Annotated in this window: 24 protein-coding genes; 15 read left to right on the top strand and 9 right to left on the bottom strand. The window is 45.8% G+C overall.

Annotated elements, in window-relative coordinates; all coding sequences use genetic code 11:
- The 6 genes from AZI86_RS02750 (at position 1) to rpsD (ending at position 5,500) form a co-directional block, all read left to right on the top strand.
- Complete coding sequence (locus tag AZI86_RS02750) at positions 1-1,788, top strand: tetratricopeptide repeat protein (protein ID WP_061833571.1); 1,788 nt, start codon at positions 1-3, stop codon at positions 1,786-1,788.
- On the top strand, positions 1,785-2,519 hold the full coding sequence (locus tag AZI86_RS02745) for a hypothetical protein (protein WP_061833570.1): 735 nt from the start codon (positions 1,785-1,787) through the stop codon (positions 2,517-2,519). The genes AZI86_RS02750 and AZI86_RS02745 overlap by 4 nt, the downstream gene beginning before the upstream one ends.
- Positions 2,519-3,481 (top strand): 3'-5' exoribonuclease YhaM family protein, encoded by a 963-nt coding sequence (locus tag AZI86_RS02740; protein WP_061833569.1) that lies wholly within the window; start codon positions 2,519-2,521, stop codon positions 3,479-3,481. Before AZI86_RS02745 ends, AZI86_RS02740 begins: the two co-directional genes overlap by 1 nt.
- Positions 3,481-3,987, top strand: a complete 507-nt coding sequence (gene epsC / locus AZI86_RS02735) for a serine O-acetyltransferase EpsC (RefSeq protein ID WP_061833568.1) — start codon at positions 3,481-3,483, stop codon at positions 3,985-3,987. The genes AZI86_RS02740 and epsC overlap by 1 nt, the downstream gene beginning before the upstream one ends.
- 33 nt (positions 3,988-4,020) lie before the next feature.
- Complete coding sequence (locus tag AZI86_RS02730) at positions 4,021-4,449, top strand: DUF962 domain-containing protein (protein WP_061833567.1); 429 nt, start codon at positions 4,021-4,023, stop codon at positions 4,447-4,449.
- Positions 4,450-4,873: 424 nt separating this feature from the next.
- The gene (gene rpsD, locus AZI86_RS02725) at positions 4,874-5,500 is read left to right on the top strand and encodes a 30S ribosomal protein S4 (protein WP_061833566.1); all 627 of its coding nucleotides are present in this window, start codon (positions 4,874-4,876) and stop codon (positions 5,498-5,500) included.
- Between the two features lie 346 nt (positions 5,501-5,846).
- On the opposite strand, the gene hrpB is transcribed toward rpsD, so the two are convergent.
- Genes hrpB through AZI86_RS02710 form a run of 3 tightly spaced genes read right to left on the bottom strand, consistent with a single transcriptional unit; the run spans position 5,847 to position 9,784 of the window.
- Positions 5,847-8,369, bottom strand: coding sequence for an ATP-dependent helicase HrpB (gene hrpB, locus AZI86_RS02720; RefSeq protein ID WP_061833565.1), 2,523 nt, complete (start codon positions 8,367-8,369; stop codon positions 5,847-5,849).
- Between the two features lie 11 nt (positions 8,370-8,380).
- Positions 8,381-9,037: a 16S rRNA (cytidine(1402)-2'-O)-methyltransferase gene (rsmI, locus tag AZI86_RS02715; RefSeq protein ID WP_061833564.1), complete on the bottom strand. Its 657-nt coding sequence runs from the start codon at positions 9,035-9,037 to the stop codon at positions 8,381-8,383.
- Positions 9,038-9,784: an HAD family hydrolase gene (locus tag AZI86_RS02710; protein WP_253715610.1), complete on the bottom strand. Its 747-nt coding sequence runs from the start codon at positions 9,782-9,784 to the stop codon at positions 9,038-9,040.
- Positions 9,785-9,856: 72 nt separating this feature from the next.
- Between AZI86_RS02710 and AZI86_RS02705 the strand changes: the two genes are divergently transcribed.
- Complete coding sequence (locus AZI86_RS02705; protein ID WP_061833560.1) at positions 9,857-10,261, top strand: acyl-CoA thioesterase; 405 nt, start codon at positions 9,857-9,859, stop codon at positions 10,259-10,261.
- Between the two features lie 15 nt (positions 10,262-10,276).
- Here the strand turns inward: AZI86_RS02705 and AZI86_RS02700 are convergent, their stop codons facing one another.
- Positions 10,277-11,197: a chemotaxis protein CheX gene (locus AZI86_RS02700; protein ID WP_253715608.1), complete on the bottom strand. Its 921-nt coding sequence runs from the start codon at positions 11,195-11,197 to the stop codon at positions 10,277-10,279.
- A gap of 229 nt (positions 11,198-11,426) precedes the next feature.
- Between AZI86_RS02700 and AZI86_RS02695 the strand changes: the two genes are divergently transcribed.
- On the top strand, positions 11,427-12,209 hold the full coding sequence (locus AZI86_RS02695; RefSeq protein ID WP_061833556.1) for a GYF domain-containing protein: 783 nt from the start codon (positions 11,427-11,429) through the stop codon (positions 12,207-12,209).
- 28 nt (positions 12,210-12,237) lie between these two features.
- Positions 12,238-13,215: a VWA domain-containing protein gene (locus AZI86_RS02690; RefSeq protein WP_061833554.1), complete on the top strand. Its 978-nt coding sequence runs from the start codon at positions 12,238-12,240 to the stop codon at positions 13,213-13,215.
- Here AZI86_RS02690 and AZI86_RS02685 read toward each other — a convergent pair.
- Both AZI86_RS02685 and AZI86_RS02680 read right to left on the bottom strand, forming a co-directional pair.
- On the bottom strand, positions 13,146-14,957 hold the full coding sequence (locus AZI86_RS02685) for an ABC transporter ATP-binding protein (RefSeq protein ID WP_253715605.1): 1,812 nt from the start codon (positions 14,955-14,957) through the stop codon (positions 13,146-13,148). The genes AZI86_RS02690 and AZI86_RS02685 overlap by 70 nt on opposite strands.
- The gene (locus AZI86_RS02680; RefSeq protein ID WP_061833553.1) at positions 14,950-16,707 is read right to left on the bottom strand and encodes an ABC transporter ATP-binding protein; all 1,758 of its coding nucleotides are present in this window, start codon (positions 16,705-16,707) and stop codon (positions 14,950-14,952) included. The genes AZI86_RS02685 and AZI86_RS02680 overlap by 8 nt, the downstream gene beginning before the upstream one ends.
- Positions 16,708-16,841: 134 nt before the next feature.
- Between AZI86_RS02680 and AZI86_RS02675 the strand changes: the two genes are divergently transcribed.
- Positions 16,842-17,579, top strand: a complete 738-nt coding sequence (locus tag AZI86_RS02675) for a helix-turn-helix domain-containing protein (protein WP_061833551.1) — start codon at positions 16,842-16,844, stop codon at positions 17,577-17,579.
- 59 nt (positions 17,580-17,638) lie between these two features.
- Here the strand turns inward: AZI86_RS02675 and AZI86_RS02670 are convergent, their stop codons facing one another.
- Entirely contained in the window at positions 17,639-18,454 is an 816-nt protein-coding gene (locus AZI86_RS02670) for a hypothetical protein (protein WP_061833550.1), read from the bottom strand.
- 216 nt (positions 18,455-18,670) lie between these two features.
- Between AZI86_RS02670 and AZI86_RS02665 the strand changes: the two genes are divergently transcribed.
- Complete coding sequence (locus tag AZI86_RS02665) at positions 18,671-19,387, top strand: hypothetical protein (protein ID WP_061833549.1); 717 nt, start codon at positions 18,671-18,673, stop codon at positions 19,385-19,387.
- Here AZI86_RS02665 and AZI86_RS02660 read toward each other — a convergent pair whose 3' ends face one another.
- Entirely contained in the window at positions 19,388-20,809 is a 1,422-nt protein-coding gene (locus tag AZI86_RS02660) for an ArnT family glycosyltransferase (RefSeq protein ID WP_061833548.1), read from the bottom strand. It lies immediately after the preceding gene.
- Positions 20,810-21,027: 218 nt separating this feature from the next.
- Between AZI86_RS02660 and AZI86_RS02650 the strand changes: the two genes are divergently transcribed.
- On the top strand, positions 21,028-21,840 hold the full coding sequence (locus tag AZI86_RS02650) for a S1 family peptidase (RefSeq protein ID WP_061833546.1): 813 nt from the start codon (positions 21,028-21,030) through the stop codon (positions 21,838-21,840).
- Positions 21,841-21,861: 21 nt separating this feature from the next.
- The gene (locus AZI86_RS02645) at positions 21,862-22,287 is read left to right on the top strand and encodes a ribonuclease H family protein (protein WP_061833545.1); all 426 of its coding nucleotides are present in this window, start codon (positions 21,862-21,864) and stop codon (positions 22,285-22,287) included.
- A 60-nt stretch (positions 22,288-22,347) separates the two neighbouring features.
- Here the strand turns inward: AZI86_RS02645 and AZI86_RS02640 are convergent, their stop codons facing one another.
- Positions 22,348-23,775 carry a S8 family peptidase gene (locus AZI86_RS02640; protein ID WP_061833544.1) on the bottom strand — a complete coding sequence of 476 codons (1,428 nt, stop codon included), beginning with the start codon at positions 23,773-23,775 and terminating at the stop codon, positions 22,348-22,350.
- 248 nt (positions 23,776-24,023) lie between these two features.
- Here AZI86_RS02640 and AZI86_RS02635 point away from each other — a divergent pair, with 248 nt between their 5' ends.
- Positions 24,024-24,563: an NADH-quinone oxidoreductase subunit B gene (locus AZI86_RS02635; RefSeq protein WP_061833543.1), complete on the top strand. Its 540-nt coding sequence runs from the start codon at positions 24,024-24,026 to the stop codon at positions 24,561-24,563.
- Positions 24,550-26,232 (top strand): NADH dehydrogenase (quinone) subunit D, encoded by a 1,683-nt coding sequence (gene nuoD, locus AZI86_RS02630; RefSeq protein ID WP_061833542.1) that lies wholly within the window; start codon positions 24,550-24,552, stop codon positions 26,230-26,232. The genes AZI86_RS02635 and nuoD overlap by 14 nt, the downstream gene beginning before the upstream one ends.
- Position 26,233 lies beyond the last annotated feature (1 nt).

The raw sequence follows: 26,233 nt of genomic DNA, 5'->3' as shown, positions 1-26,233 counted from the left end.
ATGATGGACGAGGCCGTAAACTCCGATAAGAACTGGCTCGTAAAATCCTCCACGAGGATATTAGGGCCTTTCACTGCCGAAGAGTTGGCTCAGCAATTAAAAACCAAACAGATATCTATCATTGATGAAATTCGTCAGCCTCACGGTCGGTGGAGTTATATCCGCGAAAATCACGGCTTTATGGAAGTCATTCGCGCCATCCGTGAAGAGCAAGACGCCAATGGTGAAAACACCATGACTCATTCTATCGCTCAGCACACCAGCACCAAAACGGATGCTTTGGTTGAATTCAGAGAAGACACGGTAACGCCGCCCCCTGATTCTGACTTAACGCCGATCCCAGATCGCATGCGCTCTGCGGTGCCCGGCTTAAAAGATGTGACCCCCGTTGCGGAAAGACCGATCAATCGCGCCAATTCGGCGACGGCCCCGGCAAAAGTGTATGGATCTTCGCAAGATTCAGGTATGCAAGCGCGTATGCGCCAACAATCCGAAAAAATGCGTTGGGCGATGATTGCGGTGACGGTGATCGCGGCTTTGGCCGTCGTGTTTCTGGTCACCCGAAAAGAACAAAAAAAGGGTGGCAGTTTTAGCGAGCTTATTTCCCAAGCCATTCGTTATAAAAACTTAGGTCTTTATGAAAAGTCTTTAGCCTCTTATCAGCGCGCCGTAAAACTTCAAGAGCCTGATGCCGACACGGTTGTGCAAATGGCACCGGTTCTTATTTCAGAAGATCGTCAAACTTTGATGGGTCGTCGTGTCCTTGAAAGTGCGCTTGGCAAAGAAGGTCGCAGTCGCAGTGAAACAATGGATGCTCTTTTAGGAATCGCCGTTTCTTACATGATGGACGGCGATTTAAAACAAGCCGAAGACACTTTACAAAAAGCCATCGGTAATGAGCCTTTCAATGCTGCGGCCCTTATCAATATGGCCATCATCCAGTTAAAAAAAGGCAACTATCAACAAGCCATGCGTGATTTCGATTCGATTCATAGAAAAAATCCGCAGTCTGTATTTGCGCTGTTTGGACGGGCCATCGCGACGATGGAATACTCTCGTCGCATGAATGATTTAAACCCCTTGCCTTTATTGGTGCGAGATATTCGTGCCAGCGTCGCCAAAACCGCTTATTTACGCCAAGAACTTCTTTTGTTTCAAATCGCCGCTCAAAGTCTTTTAGGGGACGTTGATGGAGTGAATCAAGGGGTGGTGCAATTCTTAAATCAACTTTCAGGCCAAGCAAAAAACTATGTTCATCCTTTGACCATGGATTGGCGCTTCACGCAGTGGGATTATTTAGAAAAATTCTGTGCGGATATCTTCCAAAAGTATTCAACGAATCCAGAAGTTAAAGCGTTGCGTTCTGTCTGCCTGATGGAAATCAATCGCGATTCAGATGCAGCAAAAATTCTTTTGGAAGCCATGTCTGAAGCTCCAAAAGATCCTTACGTCTTGGTGACGCAGGCAGGGTATTTGGTCAAAATCGGTCGCGTGCCAGAAGCAAAAAGCATTTTGAAAATGCCCGAGCTTTCGACTCTGAACATGCGCAATCTTTTATTAGGACAAATTTGTATTGAAAGCCAAGACGTGACCTGTGCGCAGAATGCCTATGCCGCGGTTTACGCGAATGATCGTGCGAACGCGACCGCGTCTTATGGGTTAGCATGGGTGAAAATGCGTTCGAACGACCGCGCGGCCGCTTATGAATATGTGCGCGCCGGCCTTCAATCTGAATCTAACTATCTGCCTTTGTTAGATTTACGGGATCAGTTGGAGTATGAGCGATGAGGGCTCATCTTGCCCTCCTTATTTTTCTGCCACTTTTAGCTTGCGAAAAAAAGCCGGGATATCACGTCGAAGAACCTAAGCAGATCAAAATCGAAGAGCTGGCGGAAGATATCAAAGTTCCCTCTAAAGCCTGGGACCTCTTAGAATTCAAAACAGTCGGCGCGGAACCCGAAGGCGGCGGCCATGGTGCCGAAGGCGAGCATGGTGGAGGCGGTGGGGGACACGGCGGCGGTGAGGGACACGGCGGCGGTGAGGGAAAAGCGGCGCCAGCGAAGAACTATACGTTTTCGGAAGTGATCGTTTACTTGGTGCAAAAAAATGAAGGCGTTGTTCAAGGTGAGGCTGTGAAAATTCATTTACCTAAAGGGGGCGGAAAAATAGATCTTTCACGATTTATCACCAATCAGCCTGGAACTTTTTATGTGGGTTTTGAGTTTCCTGCGTTTGAAACCGCCACGGCAAAAAAAGTAGTTTTTGTTAGCCGCACTCGCAAACGTAAAATCGGTGGGCAAGTCTTCGGCGCGGGTTGTAACCAGATTCTTGACATCACGGATCGCTTTTTAGCGGAAATGAAAGGCGAAGGGATTAAAGTCAATACAACGCAAGAAAGATATCTTAGCGTTTTGGGTGGAACTTTTCTTTTTTCAGCACAAACACCCGGTGACGTTTTGTTAGCGCAAGTGAGTTTTGTAAATCCACAGTTTCAACACCTCTTCTGCGAGGAGAAATAATGGAAAAGCAGACGGTTCAAAACTTAAAAGATAAAGACTCTGTCGATGCGATGTTTTTGGTAAAAGAAAAAAATGTCGGCGTCGGTAAAAACGGTCGCGCTTTTATGGTTTTGCAATTAGGTGATAACACCGGCACGATCGAAGGCCGTTTGTGGGACCGCGTGGATGAATTGACTCGCGAATTTGAGCTGGGCGATGTCATCAAAGTTAAAGGCCAAGTTCAGCTTTTCCAAAATCGCAAACAACTGATCGTGCATCGTTTAGAACGTATCGACCCGACTCAAGTGAACTTTGAAGACTTTATGCCAAAGGCCTCTAAAGACTCTGAAGACATGTTGGTGGAGCTTTTACAAATGGTGCGCTCAATGAAAAACGATCATTTGCGCCAATTGGTTCTGGATACTTTAGAAGATCCGGAAATCAAGCCCATGGTTTTGCGTGCACCCGCGGCGAAATCAATTCATCATGCCTGGATCGGTGGGTTATTAGAACATATTCTTTCCATCTGTCGCATCATGGATTTCATGGGGAAGCATTATCCATTCTTAAATCGTGATCTGCTTTTGTTTGGTGCGATTTTTCACGACATCGGCAAGCTGTGGGAACTTTCTTACGAAAATGGAATTTCTTACACGGATCGTGGACGCCTTATTGGACACATGCAAATAGCTTGTGAATTAGTAGATAAAAAAGCCTCTCGCATTTTAGGTTTTACTGAAGAGCTGAGGGATATCTGTAAGCACATTATTTTAAGTCATCACGGAAAATTGGAATACGGTTCACCGAAGCGTCCGAAGTTTATGGAAGCCATGGTTATCGCCATGGTCGATGATTTCGACAGCAAGGTCTCGACTTTAAAGACGATCCTTGATAATGAACGCGCATCGGGTGAAAAGTGGTCTCGTTATAATGAGCTCTTTGATCGCTATTTCTTGCTCGATGATATGAACGAGAAGTTGTGATGTTGAATGCTGTCCACGAATTATTAAAGACCTACAAAAACTATGATCCGGCAGCGAAGTCGTTGCTGGAAATCGCTTTGCTATATCCGGGGCCTAAAGCGTTGGGTTTTCATCGCATTGCGCATGCTTTGTATAAGTCTCATTTGTATTTCTTAGCTCGGTTGGTGGCTGAAATTTCTCGTTGGATGACAGGAATTGAGATTCATCCGGGCGCGACGGTCGGTCGCCGTCTCGTAATAGATCATGGCGTGGGTGTAGTTATTGGCGAAACGGCCGTGATCGGCGATGATTGTATTATCTTTCATGGAGTGACTTTAGGGGGCCTTAAGTTTGATCCCGTAAAGCGCCACCCCACCGTGGGTAATCATGTATTGATCGGCACGGGGGCTAAGGTCTTAGGGCCGATCAGGATCGGGGATAATGCCATGATTGGTGCTAATGCCGTGGTCACTCGTGATGTTCCGGCCGGAGCCACGATGGTAGGACCTCTGGCGATTCAAAAATAAAGTTCGGTCTTAATGAACTAAAGGAGTCGGATTATGAAGACTTTAGATCAATGGATGATTGAATACGGCGAAAGCCATAAGAATCGACAAAACCAAATCATTCATAAAATATGCGTGCCGGTGATTTTCTTTACCGTCGTTGGATTTCTACTTTTAATCCCTTATGCCTTGGGCCCGTTAAGGGCGGGGGAGATTCTGCTTTTGGTGGCTTTGGCTTGGTATTTAAGTTTGGGGTTTAAAGCATTCCTCGTGATGTTGGTTCAGCTGGGCATTTCTTACATTTTGTTCGAGAATTTGGCGCGACTGGTCGAACCTTTTTGGGTTCTGGCGGCGCTCTTTGTCGTGGCGTGGATTGGCCAGTTCATTGGCCACAAGATCGAAGGCAAAAAACCTTCGTTTTTTAAGGACTTGCAGTTCCTTTTGATCGGCCCGTTATGGGTGGTGCGTCCTTTATTTAGGTAGAGTATTTATTCTCATCCCGCTTTCATGAGGAAATTCTAACATTAAAAGCCTCGTTTGGCTCAGGGCGTCTCTGGCATACTGTTTTCAGTTCGAAAGGAGTTCGACTATGAAGCAGTCCGAAAATACTCCGACGGTTCCAGCGATCCCAACTCATCAAGAAGAGGGGACAGCAGTTACAACAAGAAAGAGAAACCGTCGCAGACGCCTACCAGCTTGGTAGGGAAAGGGCCCCGGATAGTAACCCGGGGCTTTTTTTATTCTTTTTTCGCGAATTGACCTTGATAAAGCCCAGATTCCATCATAGATTCCGCGCCTTAGTAGCTAAATCCCTTCGAAGTGCTTTTGGACCGTTTATGGTTTGACTTTGCAGCGGGTTTTAGCATATTTTCATGATCCCTAATGACATTTGAGGACAAAGATATCTATGAAAAGAGCAGGTAAAACACCACGTTTTAAAAGACAAAGACGCCTTCTAGTTGAACTTCCTGGTATGGGAAAAGCTGGAGCACTTGAGCGTCGTCCATATCCTCCAGGCCAACATGGTCAACAACGCCGTAAATACTCTGAATTCGCGTTGCAACTAGAGGAAAAACAAAAAATTCGTTTCCACTATCAAATTCGTGAAGAACAATTCCGTCGTTTCATCAACAAAGCGAAAGCTTCTAAAGCGACTAACTGGGTTGAAGCATTGGTTAACATGCTTGAAAAACGTTTGGATAACGTTGTATTCCGTTTGGGTTTTGCACCAAGCATCCCTGCGGCTCGCCAACTAGTTTCTCACGGGAAAGTCCTAGTTAACGGCAAAAAAGTAAACGTAGGTTCAGCGCTAGTTAAAGTTGGTGACAAAATCACTTTGAAACCAGAAGCGTATGATAACCAAGTTTACATGCAAGCTAAACAAAGCCCACGTCTTCCACTTCCAACTTTCATGTCTAAAGACGAAGTCGGTGGTAAAGAAGAAGGCCGCATGACTGACGAACCAAATTTAGAGTCAGTTCCATTCGCATTCGAACCGGGATTAGTCATCGGTTACTACTCAATGCGCGGCTAAGAAAGTTTCGTTTTCAAATGTCAAAAAGGCAGCCAGCAGGCTGCCTTTTTTTTTGTGATGGGGCAGGAGCCCATCACCCCTTCGGGGCTAACGCGAAAAAATAGCATCCTGCTATTTTTTTGTTCCTTCCCTTCGGAAAAAAATCGCGGTTTTTAATGTTGAGGCGACAATTAAGCGAATCTAGTACTGATGAAAATAGCTTCTTAGGATTTTACCTGAAGGGACCTTCGTCGGCGCCACGATGGCGCGAACCGATGCTTTAGTATCGGCGACGATTGAGCCCGGATGGCGTGTCCCGCAAGGTAAAATCCTAAGAAGCTAGTTTCATTCCTCGTGCTGGAGTCGATTATTGCCGTCTTCGGCCTTTGGCTTCAGGCGTGCCGTCAGCGGGGTCTTCGGGCCATTGGTGTTTGGGGTATTTTAGTCTTAGTTCTTTTCTTACCTCGGGGTAGCCGTTTTTCCAGAAGCTTTCTAAGTCACTGGTAACTTGTACGGGTCTAAAATTGGGTCCTAGCAAATGAAATGTGACTGGTAATTTTCCGTTTAATACTTTCGGGGTTTGCATCATGCCGAAGACTTCTTGGATTCTAACCTCTAAATAGGGATTTTTATCTTCGGGGTAATGAATTTGGATTTTGCTGCCGCTGGGGACTTCGATTTTGTCTGGCAGTTCTTTTCTGAGCGTTTGCACGGCGTCTGAGGGGAAGACGTTTTCAAAAAAGAAAACTAAATCCTTTTCCATCACTGTCTGCATTTTGGTTTCGCCCATCGCGGCTTGGGTGAAGGCTTCTTGAATTAGGTTTTTTGTTTCAAAAGCAAATTGGCTGTCGTGTCTTTTTAAGAACTCTAATCGTGCCCACCAGCGTGCTAGGTCTTCGTTGGATTTTAAAACCATATCAAATCTTGTGGCTAAGATTTGTGGCAGTTGATCGGTGATGTCTTGGCTGCTTGCCGGGGTGAGGGAGGGTTCATCTAAAGCCAGACCGTACAGGCTGCGGTATTCTCGGGTAAAAAACTGCCCTTTTTCTTCGATAAAGGTGATGTCTTTGATTTTTTCAATTTCATTTTTAAAAGTTTCTAAGACAAAGTTTTTATCGAAGCCGCAGGCAATGCTGACCGTGGTTTCTGCGTCTGCATCCATGCCGTTAAGGGCGACAAAAAATTCTGAATTTTTCACTAAGCTTTCTTGGCTAAGTTTAACGCCTCGGCCACCCACCATCAGAGCTCTTTCGGATTTTCCACGGCGGCGGCACAATCTGTCGGCGAAGGTTTTGGCTAAGAGCAATCTTTCATCGTCGGTTTTTTCTTTCTTTGAAATTTTTGATGCTAGTTTTTGTGCTAGGGATTCAATCTGACGTGCCGATTGATCCACGGTTTGCAATGCCATGAACGAGGATTCGCGGGGTACGCGTTTTGTCTTGCGGAAGTGATCTAAGACCTCAAGGCGGGCCGCTAAATCGCTTTCTAAGCCGTCTCCTAAAAAAGCCTGACTGCCGTCGCGGCGAAGGATGTCGCGTTCTTGCAGTAAGGCGGCCATTTCTGCCGCGGCAGAAATATTTTGATATTCAATTCCGACCAATGTCAGCTTGGCTAAGCGGATTGGTAACGGGAAGTGCAGCATCTGGCGGCCCAATTCGGTGATCTGATTTTGCTCGTTAAGTGCGCCCGATATTTTTAAGAACTGAATCGCACTTTGAATGGCGACAGCGGTTGGTTTTTCAAACCAACTAAAGGAATTAAAATCGCTGACTCCTTGAGCGCTGAGAAAAAGTAAACTCTCACTAAGGTCAATGCGCTGAATTTCAGGCGTTTCGCTTTTTCCAAAGGCCAGCTCATCGTGTTTGCTCCACAGGCGATAACTCACCCCCGGAAACTGACGGGCCGCACGCCCCGCACGCTGAATGGCGCTGGAAATGCTGATGCGTCCTAGTTCTAATCGCGAAAAACCAGTGCGGTGATCTTGTTTCATGTTCTTCGCAAGACCACTGTCGATCACCGTATTAACTCCGTCAATGGTGACCGAGGATTCGGCGATATTCGTTGAAAGAATCACGCGCTGGCGCGATGATTTTTTTAAGGCTTTTCGTTGATCGTCTAAATTCAAAGAACCATGCAAAGGCACGACTTCAATATTTTTTCCGGCCGCCCAAGATTCTATCATTTGCGAAGCGCGATCAATTTCACCCACGCCGGGTAAGAAGACTAAAATATCATGTGAGGTCTGGCTTTGAGCTTCTTTAAGTGTTTGAAAAAGCTGATCGTAAAAATGAGGTGTCGTCTGTAAAACTTGCGCTGTCTTTTGATGACGAACATCTAATTCAAATAATTTTCCGGGAACTTGAATGACCGGACAGCCTCCAAGGAAGCTTGCTATTTTATCGGCCTCTAGTGTGGCGGACATCACCAGGATCTTGATGTCTCTGCCCAGATCTTGCAGCTCTTTTAAAAGTCCTAAGGCTAAGTCGACGTGGGCAGAGCGTTCGTGAAATTCGTCTAAGATCACAAGCTCAACACCGGAAAGTTCCGGATCATCGATCATCTGTCTTGCTAATAAAGCTTCGGTCATAAAGATCAGCTTGGTTTTTGCTGAAGTCTTGTTAGCGAAGCGGACCTGATAGCCGATTTCTTCGCCGACTTGCCAGCCTTGCTCTTCGGCGATGCGATGGGCAGCGGCAATGGCAGCCATACGGCGAGGTTCTAAAACTAAAACTTTTCCTTTTGAGACTTTGGTCAAAGCCGGTGGCAGGCGAGTGGTTTTACCCGCACCAGGAGCCGCGGTGATGACCAGATTTAAACCAAGAGCGAAATGCTTTTCAATTTCGGGGATGAAGCTATCGATGGGAAGGGCCAGCAAATCATTCTTGGACATTTGATCGCGCCTTAAGCCGGGTAAATCAAAAGCATAAATTCGGCTTTATCAAAAGTATTGCCGGAAATGATTTTGTCGATCGAACCTTCGATCACTTTTTCGTCTTCTTGGGATAGATTTAAAGTCAGCAAGAATTTACGATTAGCAAAGTGATCCTTCATGTCGCCCAAAGTTTTTTTCAAACGATAAGGGGTATCCATGATGATGATCGCGCGCTTTTCTTTAGTGAGCTCTTTTAAAGCGCGCGCGCGGGATTCATTTTCCGCAGGTAAAAAACCACGAAAGACGAATTCATCTAGGCGCTGGCCACTTAACGACAAAAGACCCATCAGCGCCGAAGCGCCCAACACCGACTTGACTTGGATTCCCTTTTGGCGGCACAGGCGAACAACGTCAGCTCCGGGATCACAAAACCCCGGGGTACCGCAGTCAGAAACCAAAGCCACAGTTTTATCCACGCACATCTTGGCCAAGGCCTCTTTATCATCGGGCTTTGAGTGCTCGTCCAAGACCTCATAAGTCTTTCCCGAAATGCCATGCGCGCGTAAAAGTTTCGAAGTTTCCTTTGTACTTTCGCAGATTACGAGATCACAAGTTTTAAGAATTTCTAAAGCCCGTTGGGAAATTTCTGAAACATCGCCAATCGGGGTCGCAATCACGTACAACATTTAAGATCCCTTCGGCTTAAGCAGAAAATCCATAATCGAAGGCAGGCTTGCGGGAGGCTGTGCCTTACCGGCATGAGTGCTATCAAAGAAAATCATTTCAACATGCGGGCAAAATTGCTGCAAATGCACTAAATTGACTGGTTCATTTTCAAAAAAGAAAATCTTAGAGTAACCTTTTTTATCCGCTTCGATAAAATAATCTGTTTTAAATTGGGCATCATCCATACTGCGATGAGGTTTTAAAACAAGCTGCGCTTTTTCATGCAATGGAAACTGCCAATTCTGCAAAACTTCAACAGAGCCTGGTCCCATGCGTTCAACATCTCGACCGGTAAGATAGGCGATCTCGGCCCCGAGACGATCGACTTCTTGAACAAAGTCCAAAGCGCCTTCGTAAATATCGTCGAAATGCAAATAGTGATTAGAGAAAAAATTCTTTTGCCAATAGTCGCGAACGGCCGCCTGAAACTCCGGATGTTTATCATCCAGCCCTACGCGAGTTAAGGCTCCGACAATGCCCCAGTCCTGACGAAGGACTTTGATCTTTTTTAAAAGAGAGACTTGTTCGGGAAAGCGACGTTGATTTACCGGAAATGAGGCAAAATCTAGAAGGATGCGCTCAAGTCTTGGACTGACATCAAACAATGTGGAATCCAAATCAAAAACGACCAGACTTTTTTGGCCTTGTGAAGTGAGGGTGCGGATGTTTGCAAGTATTTGCTCTAACATATGGGCCCATCTAGCCATAGAAGACCTCGTAAATCAAACTTTTGTTGCGGGCGCGGCAAGGGGAAATCTATAATTAAAAACGGAGGCTTTATGGCAGCACTCAGTCAGTATAAAATCACGATCAAAGAACATCACGTCGACTCTTACGGGCATGTCAATAATGCCACTTATCTTGCACTTTACGAAGAGGCTCGATGGGAAATCATTACTCCGCGGGGTTTTGGATTTAAAGAAATTCATCAGCGCAAGCAGGGGCCAGTGATTTTAGAGGTGAATTTAAAATTTCTAAAAGAGATACGTCTGCGCGAAGACATCACTATTCAAACAAAGATTGTAGAGTACAAGGGTAAGATTGGCCGCATGTTGCAGCAGATGATCAAAGATGACGGGTCGGTGGCCAGCGAGGCTTTATTTACCTTTGGACTTTTTGATATTAAAGAAAGAAAACTCATCGAGCCTACTCCCGAATGGAAGAAGGCTTTGGATTTAGAATAAATTAAAATGAAATGGCTAGGCGGCTTTAGCTAACGGTAAGGCCGTGACGGTCAGATAGAATTTCCCTTTGCCCGTAGAAAAAGGAATCATCATCGCGGCGGAACCCTCGGGGCAATTCAACTGTTGATTGTGTCCGATCAAAACGCGGGGAACTGTCAGATCAATACCGAAACTGGTGATTTCTGCTTTAGCATTACCAAAAATAATATTATTAATCTCACCCACGGCATCTTGATTGTCTGGGGTGAGCTCAGTTTGTTCTTCCATAAGCATGGAAGACACCACCTCGAGATAACTGCCTTTATCGAAAGAAATAGTTAGATAGCCTTGAAAGCTACGACTTTTAATATCTACGATCGAAGAGATCTCTCCGTTTAAAAAGTCGGTCGGAGATTTCTGACAGGCTTTTTCCATTTTCACATCCACGACCCCGAACTGAACCAGGACGTTGGTCGTAGATTTAATGATAGCGTTAATCACGCGCACGTCCACGGCATATTTGCTGTTCGCCGCGGGAACGACCGCGCGCTCTTTATCCGTGCTTCCATGGTGTTGGGCGTTGAGCACACTTACCATTGTTTTTAGTAATTCATCTGGATTAACAGGTTTCTTAAAAAATTTTGCTGTCTTTAAAGAATCCGGAAGCTCGGAAGTATCTTTCTGGGACACCACCAAGATCTCGGCATCTTGCGTGTTCTTGTAGGACTGAATACCATACACGAATCCACCGTCCATAAGACGCGGAACCTCGGTGTCGATAAGCACCATATCGAATTTTTGATTCTCTGATTTAATAGCGGCTTCGGCACCATCTTTAGCACGAACCATAATGATGGAAATATCAGAAGCAGAGAGTTCTTTTTGCAATGACTCTTTAACTAACTGTTCCAGCTCACTACGGTTGTCCACGATGAGAATGTTTTTGCGTCTTTTCATACTGCTCTTGTGTACAAACACCATAAATTATAATTCGTTTAAAACGGTTACCGAACTATCGTATTTTTCGTTTACAAGGTCTTTTCGGCGTTTAGCCTGGCGGCTTAAATCAATTTTTCGTATAAATGTTCGACAAAAAAATAAACTCTGATTTTGAATAAAGTGTTTGATTCCCTACAGTTAAGTCCTCCCTTAAAGCCGCCGATAGTCTCCATAAGGAGTACAGACCATGGTGAAGCAATACTATCTTTCTAATAACGGGACGCATATCGGGCCGTTCTCTCATGAGACTGTCCTAAAAAAGATAGAATCCCAAGAGAATCAATGGACCGACTACGTATTTGATGAAAGCGTCGGTGAGTGGTTGATGCTTTTAGAGCATCCCGAGTTCTCTATGAAGCTTTCCGATAAGCCAGTGGCTCGCCCGGAGAACGGAGCTTCAATGAAAGATGCCCTCAAGGACAAAGAGTGGTTCATCCTTAAAGAAGGAAATAACTACGGTCCATTTAGTCAGCTTGAACTTGTCCAAATGCTTCAAGAAAAAACTTTGTTTGAACATGACTATATTTGGCACGCGAAATTGCCGGCCTGGAAACGGGTTGCAGAAGTTGAAGAGTTTACGCCCGAAGCTATCCGTGTCATGAAAACAACGATGGACTTAGATCTTTCAGAAATCTTTTTCCGCCGTCGCCATGCGCGCGCTTCTTACGGAGCTTCATTGATTGTTCATAACAATAAATCTGTTTTCCGTGGCCAAGCTTTGGAAATCAGTGCGGGTGGGGCGGGTGTTTTAATCGACAATCCCAACCTGCAACCGGGTCAATCATTGTTCCTGCATTTTCAACCAGGTAACGGTGTGCCACCATTCAATGCGGTTTGTCAAATCGTCAGTAAGCAATTTGTTAAAGACCCTTCCTCTGGAGTGGATCCCATTAAGTACGGAGTGAAGTTTACGACATTAAGCCAATCAGTGCGTGAAACGATTAGAAACTTCACGACGAAAGCGGCGTAAGAGTCGAGCAATACTCTGGAGGAAAGAAATGAAAAGGGATTTTTTAAAGTTGAGCGTGGCCATCGCGTGTGGATCGTTAATGGCGTGTTCAAATCCAAAATTTGGTTTACCGGAAAAACAAGACAACTTTTCCCAGAGCGTTGCATACAATAATAAAGTAGATATCTTGTGGATCATCGACAACTCGGCGTCCATGTTACAACCTCAACGTAACTTGAGCAGTCAGTTGACCTCTTTGGTCAGCACTTTGAACAGTTTGAAAATGGATTACCATATGGCGGTTGTGACCACTTCCATGGGGGGCGCACTTCCTGATGGTGGAAAATTTATCGGCACACCCAAATACGTGACGAGCTCAACACCGGACCTTTTAAATAACTTGGCCAATCGGATGACGATCGGTGAAGGTGGTAGTAACAACGAGCGTGGTTTGGAGTCTATGGCGGCCGCCCTGTCACCCAGCTATCTTGCCAATGAAGGTAAAGGTTTCTTGCGCAATGATGCTTTGCTAGTAGTCATTGCCTTGTCAGACGAAGACGATAAAAGTGCGGTGTCTGATCCCGTGAACTATTACACGAATTTTTTGGATAAATTAAAAGCACCTTGGATTGACGGTTCCCGTTCATGGCTGTTTAACTTTATTGGTGTGCTACAGGATTCAAGTGCTTGCCGCACGTTTAGTAATTATGCGGAAGTGGGCTTAACGTTTATGGAAATGGCCAAGAAAACAAATGGCTCACAGGAGTCCATCTGTAATAACAATCTGGCTGGTGCCGTCAGCAACATCCGCGCGCGTATTTATCAAATCCTGACGGATTTCAAATTATCAAGCAAACCAGTGATTGAATCTATCACCGTGAAAATAAACGGGGTTAACATTGCTCGCAATACGACGAACGGTTGGGACTATATCGCAGCCACCAACTCGGTTCGTTTTTATGGCTCGGCAGTTCCTGCCGCCGATGCGTCGGTTAAAGTCGATTTCAAACCGGCTGAAGCCAATTGATAATAAACTCCACGGGCTTGCATTAATTCTTGATGCGAGCCTAATTCGACGACCTTTCCTTGATCCAACACAATGATCCGATCGCATTGTTCCACCGTTGAAAGACGGTGAGCGATGATAATGCTAGTGCGACCTTTGGTGACTTCTTTTGTGGCTTCCTGAATGATGTGCTCGCTTTCAGAATCAATATTGGCGGTGGCTTCATCCAAAATCAAAATATCGGGATTGAAAGCTAAGATGCGCGCAAACGCAATCAGCTGTCTTTCTCCGACCGAAAGGTTGGCTCCGCGTTCATCGACGGGGCTCAGTAAATCCCGGCCCGTGCGTTTTAATAAAGCCATATAGCCGGTTTTTTCGCAGGCCGCGCGGATTTGGTCCTCACTAATACGCTTATCACCTAAACCAATATTGTCGCGTACATTTCCGCGGAAAATAAAGTTGTCCTGTTGAACCACGCCGACATGATGACGAACTTCAGGGCGAGGAATGCTTTCTAGCGGCAGGCCATCGATGAACACCGTTTTTTCCGGAGCATCGTAAAAACGCTGAAGCAAAGAAATAAACGTCGATTTACCGCTGCCCGTGCGGCCCACCAAAGCAATGGACTCGCCAGGACGGATATGGATGTTGATATCACGCAAAACTAAAGGCAGCTCTGGTTCGTAACGGAAATTAAGACCTCTGATTTCGATTTCTCCGCGGACCGTGCCTGGGGATTTGAGGTATTCCAATTCGTATTCTTGCGGTTCATCCATCAAGGTGAAAATACGTTCCGCACTGGTCAGGGAGTTTTGGAACTGTTGGTATTTCTCTAAGATCTCTCGTAAAGGGGGGATGAAATCTTGGATGTTCATTAAGAAGGCCACCAATGAACCAATGGCAATCGCGTTCTGTCCACTTAAGTATCCACCAAAGTACAAAGCCGACGTGATGGTCGTGGCATTAAATAGATTCATAATCGGTTGCATCAAGGCATAGGCCTTGATCGAACGCATATTGGTGTCGCGGTAATCCACAGACAGATGGGCAAAACGATCACGGTTGCGGGTGACGCGGTTATAAAGCTGCACGACTTTCATGCCGTTTAGGTTTTCAGCTAAGAACGCATTGATCGTGGATAACTTCCTTTTTTGTTCGCGCAAGATATCACGAATCTTATTGGACAGATAAAAAGAAGCGCCGATAAAAACCGGAGCCAAAATCAACGACACTAAAGTCAGCTTCCATGAGATCAAAGCTAATGCGACCACCACCGAAATGATAATCACCAAATGAGTGAAGACTGAAATCACGCCCTCGGTGAATAGTTCACCTAAAGACATCACGTCATTCGTTAAACGAGTGACGATACGACCCGTGGGAGTTTTATTAAAGAACTGCATGGGCAAGCGCTGAACGTGCGCCATCAGATCCTCACGCAGATGAAACAACATGCGGTTTCCGAATAGCTGAAATAAAAATGCATTCGCAAAAGAAAAAGTCGATCTTAAAATTTCCAAGATCAAATAGACGTAAGCGACTTTCGTGAAAACCGAATAGTCTTTTTGTTGCACGCCATGATCGATGGCGTACCCAATAAGAAACGGAATTCCGCGGGCGGCGGCGGCCCCCAAAGCGACGGCCGAAATTGCCGCCATCAATAAAAACTTTTCGCGACGAGCGTAAGGCCATAAGCGTTTAAAAAGGATGGGGTAGGTGATCTTGGTTTTTACCAAGTCTTCGTGCATGAAATTATCACTCATGGCTGGCTCCTTCCCCTTGAATTTGCACAATTTTTTGGAAGGTCGGACTTTCTTTGAAAACGGTATTGCGATCACCCCATGCTTCCACCGCGCCATCTTTAAGAACTAAGATCTTATCCACACCTTTAAGTGAAGACAGGCGGTGAGCCACAATAATACGACTCAAAGTGCCTTTATTTTTAGACATCTCTAACTCGATCGCTTTTTCAGTGCGCGTATCAACGGCACTTAAAGAGTCATCTAGGACTAAAACGGGTGTGTGCATGATCAGACCGCGGGCGATGGTGAGGCGCTGCTTTTGACCGCCGGAAAGATTCACGCCGCGTTCGCCCAGTTGCGACTCATACTTGTGCGGCAACGAGTTGATTTCAGATTGCAGGTCGACGATTTCAGTCATACGCAAAACTTCTTCATCCGCGGCTCTTTGTGGTAGGCCAAAGCTGATATTTTCGTAAATACTATCGCTAAATAAAAAAGCCTCTTGCGGGACCAAAAGGAAAGTACGGCGCAAAGATTCTTGGGTGACGTCTTCAATCGGCACACCGTTGATTAAAATCTGCCCTTCAGCGAGGGGATAAAGACGGCTTAACAAATGAAGCAAAGTCGTTTTGCCACTGCCCACCGGACCCATGATGCCTAAGCTTTCCCCGGCATTGAGGCTGAATGAAACATTCTTAAGAGCATAAACAGAGCTGCCGGGATGTTGATATGAAACATTGCGGAACTCGAGCTTTTCAAATTTAGTGATTTCGGTTTTTCCCAAATCCGGAATATCCGTTTCGGTTTTTAAAACATCCTTGATACGATCAAAAGACGCATAACCTTTTTGGAAATAAGAAAACCCCAAGCCCAGAGCTGTCATGGGCCATACCATTTTCTGAATATAACGGTGAAAAGCCACAAACGTACCGATACTGACGGCGCCAGAGTAAATATCATCCTTAGCCACGAATAAAAGAATCACACTGCCCGAAGTCACCCCGAATTCCATGACCGGGACAAAGAATGAGTCCACGCGTGCCACCTTGTTGCAGGCTTTTTCAAAGGCCGAGCTGACAGTGTTGTAAAGTGCGGTGCGATTGTTTTCTTGCGCAAAGCTTTTGATCACGCGAATGCCGCCCACGGTTTCTTGCGCAACACCGGTCAATTCAGAAAAACGATCTTGTTGAATTTTGTAATTGCGATGAATCAACTGCATCACGCGCCAGATAAGAAATGGCACCAGCGGCAAAAAGATCAATGTCTTCCAAGTCCAGGACCAGCTCATGGAGATCATAATCGGCAGAACCACGCAGATGATAATAATTCCGTCGGCTAAGATCAACATGCCCGGGCCAATCGCTTGACGGAAAGACTGCACGTCGTTGGTCATGAGGCTCATCAGTTCGCCGACTTGATTTTTGTGATAAAAATTAGGTCCTAGCGAAGTGATATGACGGAACAGTTTTTGACGGATGTGTTCGGCGGCGTAGGTGTGAAACTGCCCGAAAAAATTGCGCCAACAAAAGCGCGTGAACGCCAGGCCCGCCATGATGGCAAAAAACATAATACAAGTTTTGCCGATATCGCCTAACGGGGCGCGGGTTTCAATCTGGTCGATCGCAATCTTCATGATCAGGGGGTAGACGCCATCCAGAATATTGGTCGCTAATAGAAAGACCATCCCCAGCGTAAAGGCGCGAGGATTGTATTTGATATAAAACCAAAGTGGATTTTTAAAAAGGGAACGGTTTTCTGAGGCATTTTCCATCACGAAGGAATCTAAAGCTTGTGTCTAGTGTCCGGCAAGTGGTATTTCGAAAAGAGTCGCGGTATTTAATACCCTTGCTTAGGGTATCAAATATCAATACCATAACGGGGTAGAAAAGCTAAAAGAGGGTCACCATGTCACAGATCGACCAGTTCCTGGGATCATTGAAAAGGTCTTTAAAGGCTAAGAACGTCCTTTACCGTGATTTAGCTAAAGCTTTGGGCTTAAGCGAATCCAGCGTCAAGCGGATCTTATCCAATAAAAGTTTAAGTCTTGAACGGTTAGAAGAAATCTGTCGTGTGGCCGATATCAGCTTTTCGGATGTCGTAAAGGCGGCCAATTTAGAAGAAGGCAGTCAGTTTCACACGCTTTCAGATGAGCAGGAAAAGGCCTTGGCGGAAAACGCGCGCTTATTGCATTACTTTATGATGCTTCAAGACGGGAAGTCGCCGCAAAAAATTGAGCGCGAGTATCAAATCGCCGCGGTGGAGTCTAAAAAGTATCTTTTCCAATTAGATCGCTTAAATCTGATCGAGCTGCATCCACGTGATAAGGTGAAAATCAAGCGTCAGGGGTTTTTACGTTTCCGTCGCGATGGTCCCGTGGGAAAAGCTTTGTTTGAGCAAACAAAGACAAACTATCTGAATTACGATTTTTCTCGTCCTGAGGATTATCTTAGATTTTCATTTTTAAAAATCAGCCCTGGCACTTTGACGAAGTATAAAACGAAGCTTGAAAAGCTGATGATCGAAATGCAGGAAGAATCGCGTTTTGAAGGTGAGCACAATGTCTCCGTCACGGATGTGGGCGTGTTGTTGTCGTTTAGACCTTGGCAGTATTCGTATATGGGCGCGATTAAAAAGAAAGAATAAGACGGGAAGCTTTGGTCTCTGCCACGAACACGGCCGAGACCAAAATTAAGAGGGACTTATTAGAAACCCGCAGTGGCTGGAGTTTCAGCGGTAAATGACTGCTTCAAGAAAGAAAGATCTTTGATCGTGTCATTGAACTCTTGTTCGCTAACACCTTTGCCGTTGATGGAGTACGAAGTTTTTGCTCCGCTTTGGTTGCGTTCTTCTTTCATTCCGAATTCAGTGATTTCACCTTTGATGTTGAAAGAAACGACACCTGAAACAACTGATGAATTTGCGTTGCCGCTGGCTTGAAGGGAGCCGTTTACGGTCACTTCACCAAATTTTTGCGATAAGATTTTGCCGGTCAGTGAACCATTTCCGCCACTGCGGTTCGCTTTAAATGCACCGTTAATGGTCGCGGCGTAAACGTCGTTCAAAGCCGCAAGACTAGAATCATTGATAAGCATTTCAACGCCAAGGTTCATAACCATTTGGGTCTGTGAAACTACCATGCCAAATTCATAGTTTGCTTTCACGGGGCATACTGAGCCACCGATTTTTAAAGAAAACTTCAATGCTTGAGAGTCAGATCCCGGGCGGTTGTCAGGGGTGACCATATCAACCTGACATTGAGAGATTGCTTCTTGCATGCGACGAGATTTTTCGCGCAAAACGGTCTCATCTTCAGAAATTGCTGCCTTATCTAAAGCGTTTGAATTGTTTTTCCCGATGGATTGCGCCGAACCCGGAACGCGCGCAAAATTTTGCGCAAGCTCTTTGAAGTCCGCTGTGGATTTTGCGTAGTTTTTGTTTTCGCCTCCGCCGCCACCCGAACAAGCCGCCAGGGATAAAGCACAGATTAAACCAAGAACTGGCTTCACATTGAATTGCATATTCACCTCTTTGTATGTTTATTGCGGGGCAGATAATCTATGCTTGAAAAGGCTTCGTCAAGCACCTCTGAGTCTTATTCAGTTTCGTTTCGGCAAAGCATTCAAAGCGTCATGGGATATGGTCAAAGTGCTGTTAATTTTTGTCCAACTTTTGATCGATCCAGAAGATTATTCCCCGCGGTGGTGGCCATTATTGAGTCGTGATATAAAAAGCCCATGATTTTGCGTGGATGGGTTGCATTTTTAATTCTAAGTATGGCGATAGCGGCCCCTGCGGCTGGTTCAGCAAAGCATTCCTGCATGACCACGCATATGAAAGACGCCATCAAGATCAACCGTGAGCGCGGTGCTTGGTACAGTCAGCTCTCTGACGGGCAAAGTCAGCGGATCACGAATCTTTTAATCGGGATGGAGCAGCGTCTTCTGTTGGGTTCGCCGATTATTGACGTATCGGCGCGTCCTTATCAAAAGGCAGGGGTGCCTATCGTCTGCGAAGACGTGATTGATATGTCCTTCACGCCGGCATTTCGCGCGCAAAATCCTGCGGGACCAGTGGCAAAACAATCCTATCGCAGGGTGCTTGTGGACGTGGTTCACAACAAGCTGAGTGAAAAACTTAAAAACGACGACTTTCAAGGAATGGCTTGGTTGGCCGATCAATATGTCCAACAACTGGAAAAACAGCCGCGCTTTAATTGCCTGGTTCGTCATATGCTCGAATCCGTGCGCCGCACGGCTTTATTAGCGCCTCGTCACGAAGCGGCCGCTTTACGTAAAGGACTGGGCAGTCCGCGGACTCTTTCTAAGTTGATTTTAAAATCGCATTTAGATCTTTTAAATAAATCAGCAAGGATCGATATACTGGCGGCCCCGCTTCAGGCTGACGGTCTTATGATTGTCTGCCAGGATGTTCCTCACATCCCGAGGCCTTAATTAAATGCTGCCGTTCACGCGCTTCGGTGAAGGGGTGCGTTTTTTGTTGTCAAAATGTGTGCAATTTTCCGTCGTTGAAATCAAGATCCAATCATTATTCCAACCACATACGTTTTCAGTTTTGCTTAAGTAAGCTTCATTTTCGATGCCCACTCGGCGAACCAAAATGGCTTCTTCGTTAGTGAGTTTGGCAAAAACTTGGTCCAGTTCGCCGACATTGTACATGACAGGAACTTTGTGTAAGTACCAAGCAACATAAGAACTGGTCATTTCACCGGTCGCGCGATCGGCCGCATTGGCTTCAAAATAAATCTTTTGAATTTTTGAATCTTTCACGTCCGGCAGAAAAGCATAAATCTCTGCACCACTCATAGTATGTATGGTGATCGGCAAAAAGCTCACGGCAAAGAAATACACAACACTGAGGCCGAAGATTCCTTTGCTCCATTTAAGTACGGACACCTTCCAACGAAGGCCGATAAAGAAAGCTGCGGCCACCGCGAGCCACGGAAAAATAGGGACGATGTACTGACGATTTTGACGAGAACTAAATCCATAAACGAAAAAGTGAATCAGGATTTCGCCTAGGATCGTAAGAGCGAGCCAGCGATAATTTTTCTTCCACAAAAAGTAAACTCCCGGGATGAAAAGCAAAGCGATGATATGGGCATGCTCTAAAGTGTCATGCGGATACCACAAGAATGAAAAGCGATCCTGCGCCACTTGGTTCAGATCATTATGGGCAAAAAGTTGGCGCGGTAAATACAACCGCCAGAAAATAAAGCCTTGGGATTGATAATGCGCCCACGTGAATAAAATCAAAGGGGCTAAAAATCCAAGGGCTGCTGCTAATAACGGTTTGATCCGGTAATGATTTTGTACCAGTAAGAATAAGATGACGGGGAAGACGCCAACGGCCGCGACACCTTTTACTAAGACCGCACAGCTAAGGAAAATCCCCGCTAACAAGCTATTTAAAACGGGCTTACTGTCTGAAACGCGGACGGCGAAATAAAAGCCGATCAAAATAAAAGACAGCATCGGCATATCCAGCCAACCGCTTGACATAAAGTTCATGAACACATTGATCAGTAAAAGACAAAAACACGTAAGAAAGGCCGTATTTTCATCCACCAAACGACGAATCGCCGCAAAAAAAGCCACAACCCCTAAGATTCCTAAAACCGAAGAAGTAAAATGAATACCTTGTGCCGTCGGTCCCAAAAGTTTGATTGCAAGGGCATCAAGCCACAAAGCTAAATAAGGATGTTCAATGAAGGGATCAAAAATTCCCGGAGCTAGTTTTAAAGAAAACCAAGATCCTGATTCAACAATCCCGCGAGCAATAGCTCCATAGGTCGCTGTATCTAAGCCCACGCCGGGTTCCCAGCTGTTGCCGAAAACAAAAAGAATAAATGCCATTGCCAACCAGCGCAGGGAAGTGGTTTTTTGCAAAATCAGACCTCGGTTTCGTGTTGAGGTTTTTCTATCAAGAACACCTTGCCAGCCTCAAGCTAAAACTGCCCCTAAAAGCTGTTAAAAACGACTTAACCTGTCGAACTTTTAGTGGGTTCTCTAAAATATTCTTGAAGATATCTAAACAGAGAAATAAAAGGCGGAAAGTATTAGATTTGAGCTAAATGAAAACGCTAGCCTCTCTATTTTTGACCCTGATCTTTTGTACAAGCTGTGCGCCCGTTGAGCAGGCGTCGTCTTTGGATGTAACCACTTCTTTGGGTATCGTCGGCGGCGAATTTCCGGACCCCGCATTTCCGGGATACGCTTCGATTGTTAAAATTCAAAAATTCAATCGCATGCATTGCACGGGAACTTTAATTGGTTCGCGTTTGGTGCTGACAGCCGCTCACTGTTTGCAAAATTCAGTAACCACTGATTTTGAGATCGTTTTTCCTTCCGCTTTAAAAAAAATAACGCGGCTGGTGGTGGCGCAAAAAGCTCATCCCGAGTTTCGTCGTAAAACCTTGGTTGAAGATGGGGTGGGGCGAAATGGGAGCAGTGGCGATCTGGCCTTGATGTTGTTAGATGAAGATGCGCCTGCTTCCGCAAAAGTGGCAAAGCTTCCAGATCAGGCGTTGCCAATAGATAAAGATTTTATGCTGCGAGTTTATGGTTATGGCACTACCGGGCTTAATAATAAAGACGGCGATGCTTTGCGCACGACGGAAGTAACGGGAAGGGTTGAAGCTTTAACGCCGACAAAAATTTCCATCGATCAGCGTTCGGGTAAAGGTTTGTGTAAAGGCGATTCCGGTGGACCTATCTTTGCATTTGAAAATAACCAAGTCATCTTAGTGGGGGTGACCTCGGGGGCGGACCGTTGGCTGCTTAAAGATGGAGTCTTAGTGGGGGATGTATGTCGTTATTTTAGTGTGTCCACTCAAGTCGGATCGTATCTAGATTGGATTGCCACAACTTCCGTTGAATTAAAATAAGACGCTGCTAACATCTAGTCTGTGAGCGATATTTATCATCTTTATACTGATGGCAGTTGTTTACCCAATAAGCGGGGCGCATGGGCTTATGTCGTTTTAAAAAATGAAGTTAAAGTCGCGCAAGACTGCGCAGGCGTGCGCAAAACTTCAAGCAACCGCATGGAATTTTTAGCGGCCATGATGGGGTTAAGAGCTGTTCCCGAAGGTGGCAAGGCTATCTTGTGGACCGATTCAAAAGTTTTAATTGAAGCGGCACAAATTAAAATCCCTCAATGGAAAAATAATGACTGGCGCCGTTTAAGCGGACAACCTGTGATTGATTTAGATATCGTGACGGAACTTGATCAGCTGATGAACACCCGCGATGTTGAATGGCGCTGGGTCCGCGGTCATTCCGGCAATATCTATAACGAGCTTTGCGATGAGCTTTGTCGGCAGGTTCGTTAAGACAATAAAAAAACCCGCACTTTCAATGCGGGTTTTTTATTTTCTAAATTTTAAAAACAATTAGAAATTTAAAAGAGCTTTCACATCAAGTTTACCGTGAGAAACCACTTTGTTATTCAAAGCCGGAATCTTTTTAGCTGAACCTAACAGCGCCGCTTTCACGTCTTGCCAAGTTTTTTCTGGATGTGCTGACCAGTAAAGGGCTGCCGCCCCCGCCACGTGCGGAGTCGCCATGGAAGTTCCATCCCAAGTGGCTTTGAAGCCATACTTATCGATAACCACATCCGAATAACCTTGCTCAACAACAGTCGAAAAAACTTTCACACCCGGAGCGCCGATGTCTACGGAAGTAACACCCCAGTTAGAGAAAGATCCCAATTTGTCTGAGGAATCAAGAGCCGCAACCGACACGATGATGTCGTGGTTGTAAGACGCGGGGTAGGCTGGAGCTGCATCGTTGTCATTGTCGTAACCAACACCTTTGTGACCATTGCCTGCCGCCGCGATGAAAAGAACGCCATTGTCTTGCGCATATTGAACCGTGTCGCGCAAAGCTTGGTTTTCTGGAGCGCCCGCTTCTTCACCTTCAGAGCCCCAAGAGTTGCTCATGATTTTTGCGCCGTTATCAACAGCGTAACGAATGGCTTTGATAGCATCGGCCGTGGTGCCTTGACCTTTTTCAGAGATAAAACGCAATGACATGATTTTTACATCCGGAGCCACGCCGGCAATACCTTTGCCGTTATTTCCGCGAGCGGCGACATTACCCGCGCAGTGAGTGCCGTGACCTGGATTTCCACCTTTAAATAGGATGTCGATGGGTTCCATCGCCAAGTCATAAGGTTTGTTATCATTAGAAACAAAGTCCCAGCCAATCACGTCGTCGATGTAACCGTTATTGTCGTCATCGATACCGTTGTTTGGAATTTCGCCGGCGTTTCTCCATAAGTTGGGCAAAAGATCTTCGTGCGTGTAATCAACACCCGTATCGATCACGGCCACAACCATGTCTGGATTTCCGCGAGTCACTTTCCAAGCGTCGATCACGCCGATGTCTTTCATGCCCCATTGTTGAGCAAAAAGAGGATCTGCACCCGAAGTAGATTGCGGAGCGTCAGGAATCGCAGGGTTGTCCACTTTAGCCAAAGTTCCAACTTCAGGATTGCGAGACAACATTTTTGCTAAAGCGGCTTTGCGAAGAGGGTCTTGAATGGAGTAGTCCTCCATCAAAGTGATTTTATAGTTCGGTTGAACATACTCAACCGCAGAGTTTCTTTCTAAAGATTGAATGCTGACTCCGCGAGGGGCCTGAACGCGCACCCACGTTTCCGTCAATTTCTCGACTTTCGCACCCGCCATTTGGAATTCAACGAATCCCGGTGCGAGTTTAACAAGCAAATCTTGTTTTTTTCCGTTGGCTTGTGCGGTTCCTGCCATTAGGCAGCTCGCAAAAATAGCCGAGCTCACGTACTGCATGGTTTTTTTCATCGATGTTCCCCCTCGAAGATGATTTCCACTCTCAAGACGAGCCAAGAAATCTCGGCCTTGGTCCCCTTTTTAGAGCGCAAATTAAAGTGTAAAAGTGAGTCATCGAGATAAGCAACGGAATCGCTCGAATTTGGAAAGGTGCGTTGAAGAAATCTCGAGACCGCAACATCGCACTTATCTAGTTGTCAGGATTGCGGATTTTCAGTAACTACTTAATGATAGCTAAATGAAATTGCAGAGGTGTTTCTATGCAAAATGAACACGGGGCTGAGGGAACTCAAGCCATCGATGATATGTCACGCGATATTGCGTTCACCACGAAACTAGACGCTATAGTGGCTTGGGGACGTAAGAATTCACTATGGCCGATGCCATACGGTACTGCTTGTTGCGGTATCGAATTCATGTCGGTGATGGGACCAAAATATGATCTTGCGCGCTTCGGTGCCGAGGTGGCCCGCTTCTCTCCACGCCAAGCAGACTTGCTTGTTGTTGCGGGAACGATCACGGAAAAAATGGCTCCAGTTATTACTCGTATCTACCAACAAATGCTTGAACCAAAATACGTGATCTCTATGGGAGCGTGTGCAAGTTCAGGTGGTTTTTATCGTGCTTATCACGTTCTTCAAGGTGTTGATAAAGTCATCCCTGTCGATGTTTACATCCCTGGATGCCCTCCAACTCCGGAAGCTGTTATGGACGGTATCATGGCCTTGCAACGTATGATCGCGACTCATCAACCGCGTCCTTGGAAAGACAACTGGAAAAATCCATATGAACAAGCTTGAGACTTTAAAACAATCCCTTCAGGGAAAATTTAAAATCGAGAACTATAAATTCATCCACGCCGTGGGTGACGATGTTCTTGAAGTTCCAAAAGAAGATGTGCCGGCGTTGTTGAAGTACCTTCACGACAGTGGTGCCTTTGATTTCTTGATGGACGTGTGTGGTGTGGATTATCCAAATCGCGCGAAACGTTTCGACGTTGTTTATCATCTTTTTTCTTCCAAAGACTCTTCACGTCTGCGCGTAAAAGCGCAAGTGGGCGAAAATGAGTCTATCGGAACCGCGATCCCGGCTTACCGTGGTGCGGACTGGTTTGAACGTGAAGCTTATGACATGTTCGGGATTAAATTCGATGGTCATATGAATTTGCGCCGTATCTTGACTCACCATCAATTTGTGGGCCATCCACTGCGCAAAGATTACGATGCGAACTTGCAACAAGCTTGCACGACGTCGATGCCAATTCACTTCAATAACGAGCCGGGTTCTCCAGGTGATGTGTTGAATGAAAAATATGTTCCTTTGAACATCGGCCCGGCCCATACAGCGATGCACGGCACCTTAAGGGTTATGGCTGAAATGGATGGCGAGACGATTGTTCGTTGTAACAATGAAATCGGCTACCTTCACCGTTGTTTTGAAAAAATGGCGGAAACTCATCCGTACAACCAGGTTATTCCTTACACCGATCGTTTGAACTACTGCTCAGCCCCGATGAATAACATTGGCTACTGTAAAGCGGTGGAGCGTTTGTTGGGCGTTGAAATCCCGCCAAAAGCGCAAGCCATGCGTGTTATCTTGGCCGAGCTTTCTCGTATCATCGATCATACGATCGCGATCGGTACGGGCGCGATGGACTTGGGGGCTTTAACAAGCTTCTTCTATATGTTTGGTCTGCGTGAAAAAACTTACGGCCTATTTGAAAAACTTTGCGGAGCTCGTTTGACGGTATCCATGACTCGCGTCGGTGGTATGGCTCAAGATGCGCCGGAGGGTTGGTTTGATGAGGTCCTTGCTCTTTGTAAAGAAATTCGCAAAGGCACGGATGAAATGGCGTCGATGGTTGTCGACAATAAGATCTTCATCAACCGTACTCGTGGTATTTGTCCCGTTTCGGCTCAAGATGCGATTCAATGGGGCTATACGGGGCCGTTGTTACGCGCTTCAGGTGTGAACTTGGATTTGCGTAAAGCTCAACCTTATTATGGTTATGATGCTTTAGACTTTGATGTTCCGGTGGGAACATCGGGCGATATCTATGATCGTTACTTGGTGCGTTTTGAAGAAATGCGTCAGTCTGTTCGTATCATCGAACAAGTCTGCAAAAACGTTCCAGGCGGGGATTACACGATCCGCGATAAAGGCATCGTTCTGCCAGAGAAAAAAGACGTTTACGGAAACATCGAAGGTTTGATGAATCACTTTATGTTGATCATTAAAGGTCTTCGTCCTCCGGTGGGTGAAGTTTACGACGCCACGGAAGCAGCCAACGGAGAGCTGGGTTTTTACCTGGTTTCAGATGGCTCTGCGAATCCGTATCGTTTGAAAGTTCGTCCACCTTGCTTTGCGATTTATCAGTCTTATCCGACAGTAGTGAAAGGTGCGCAGCTTGCTGACGCCATCGCGACTATCGCTTCTATGAACCTTATCGCTGGGGAATTGGATCGTTAAT

The organism is Bdellovibrio bacteriovorus, from assembly GCF_001592735.1.
Classification (GTDB): domain Bacteria; phylum Bdellovibrionota; class Bdellovibrionia; order Bdellovibrionales; family Bdellovibrionaceae; genus Bdellovibrio; species Bdellovibrio bacteriovorus_D.
Note: the sequence above shows the minus strand (reverse complement) of the source record. Positions and strands in the feature narration are given on the sequence as shown.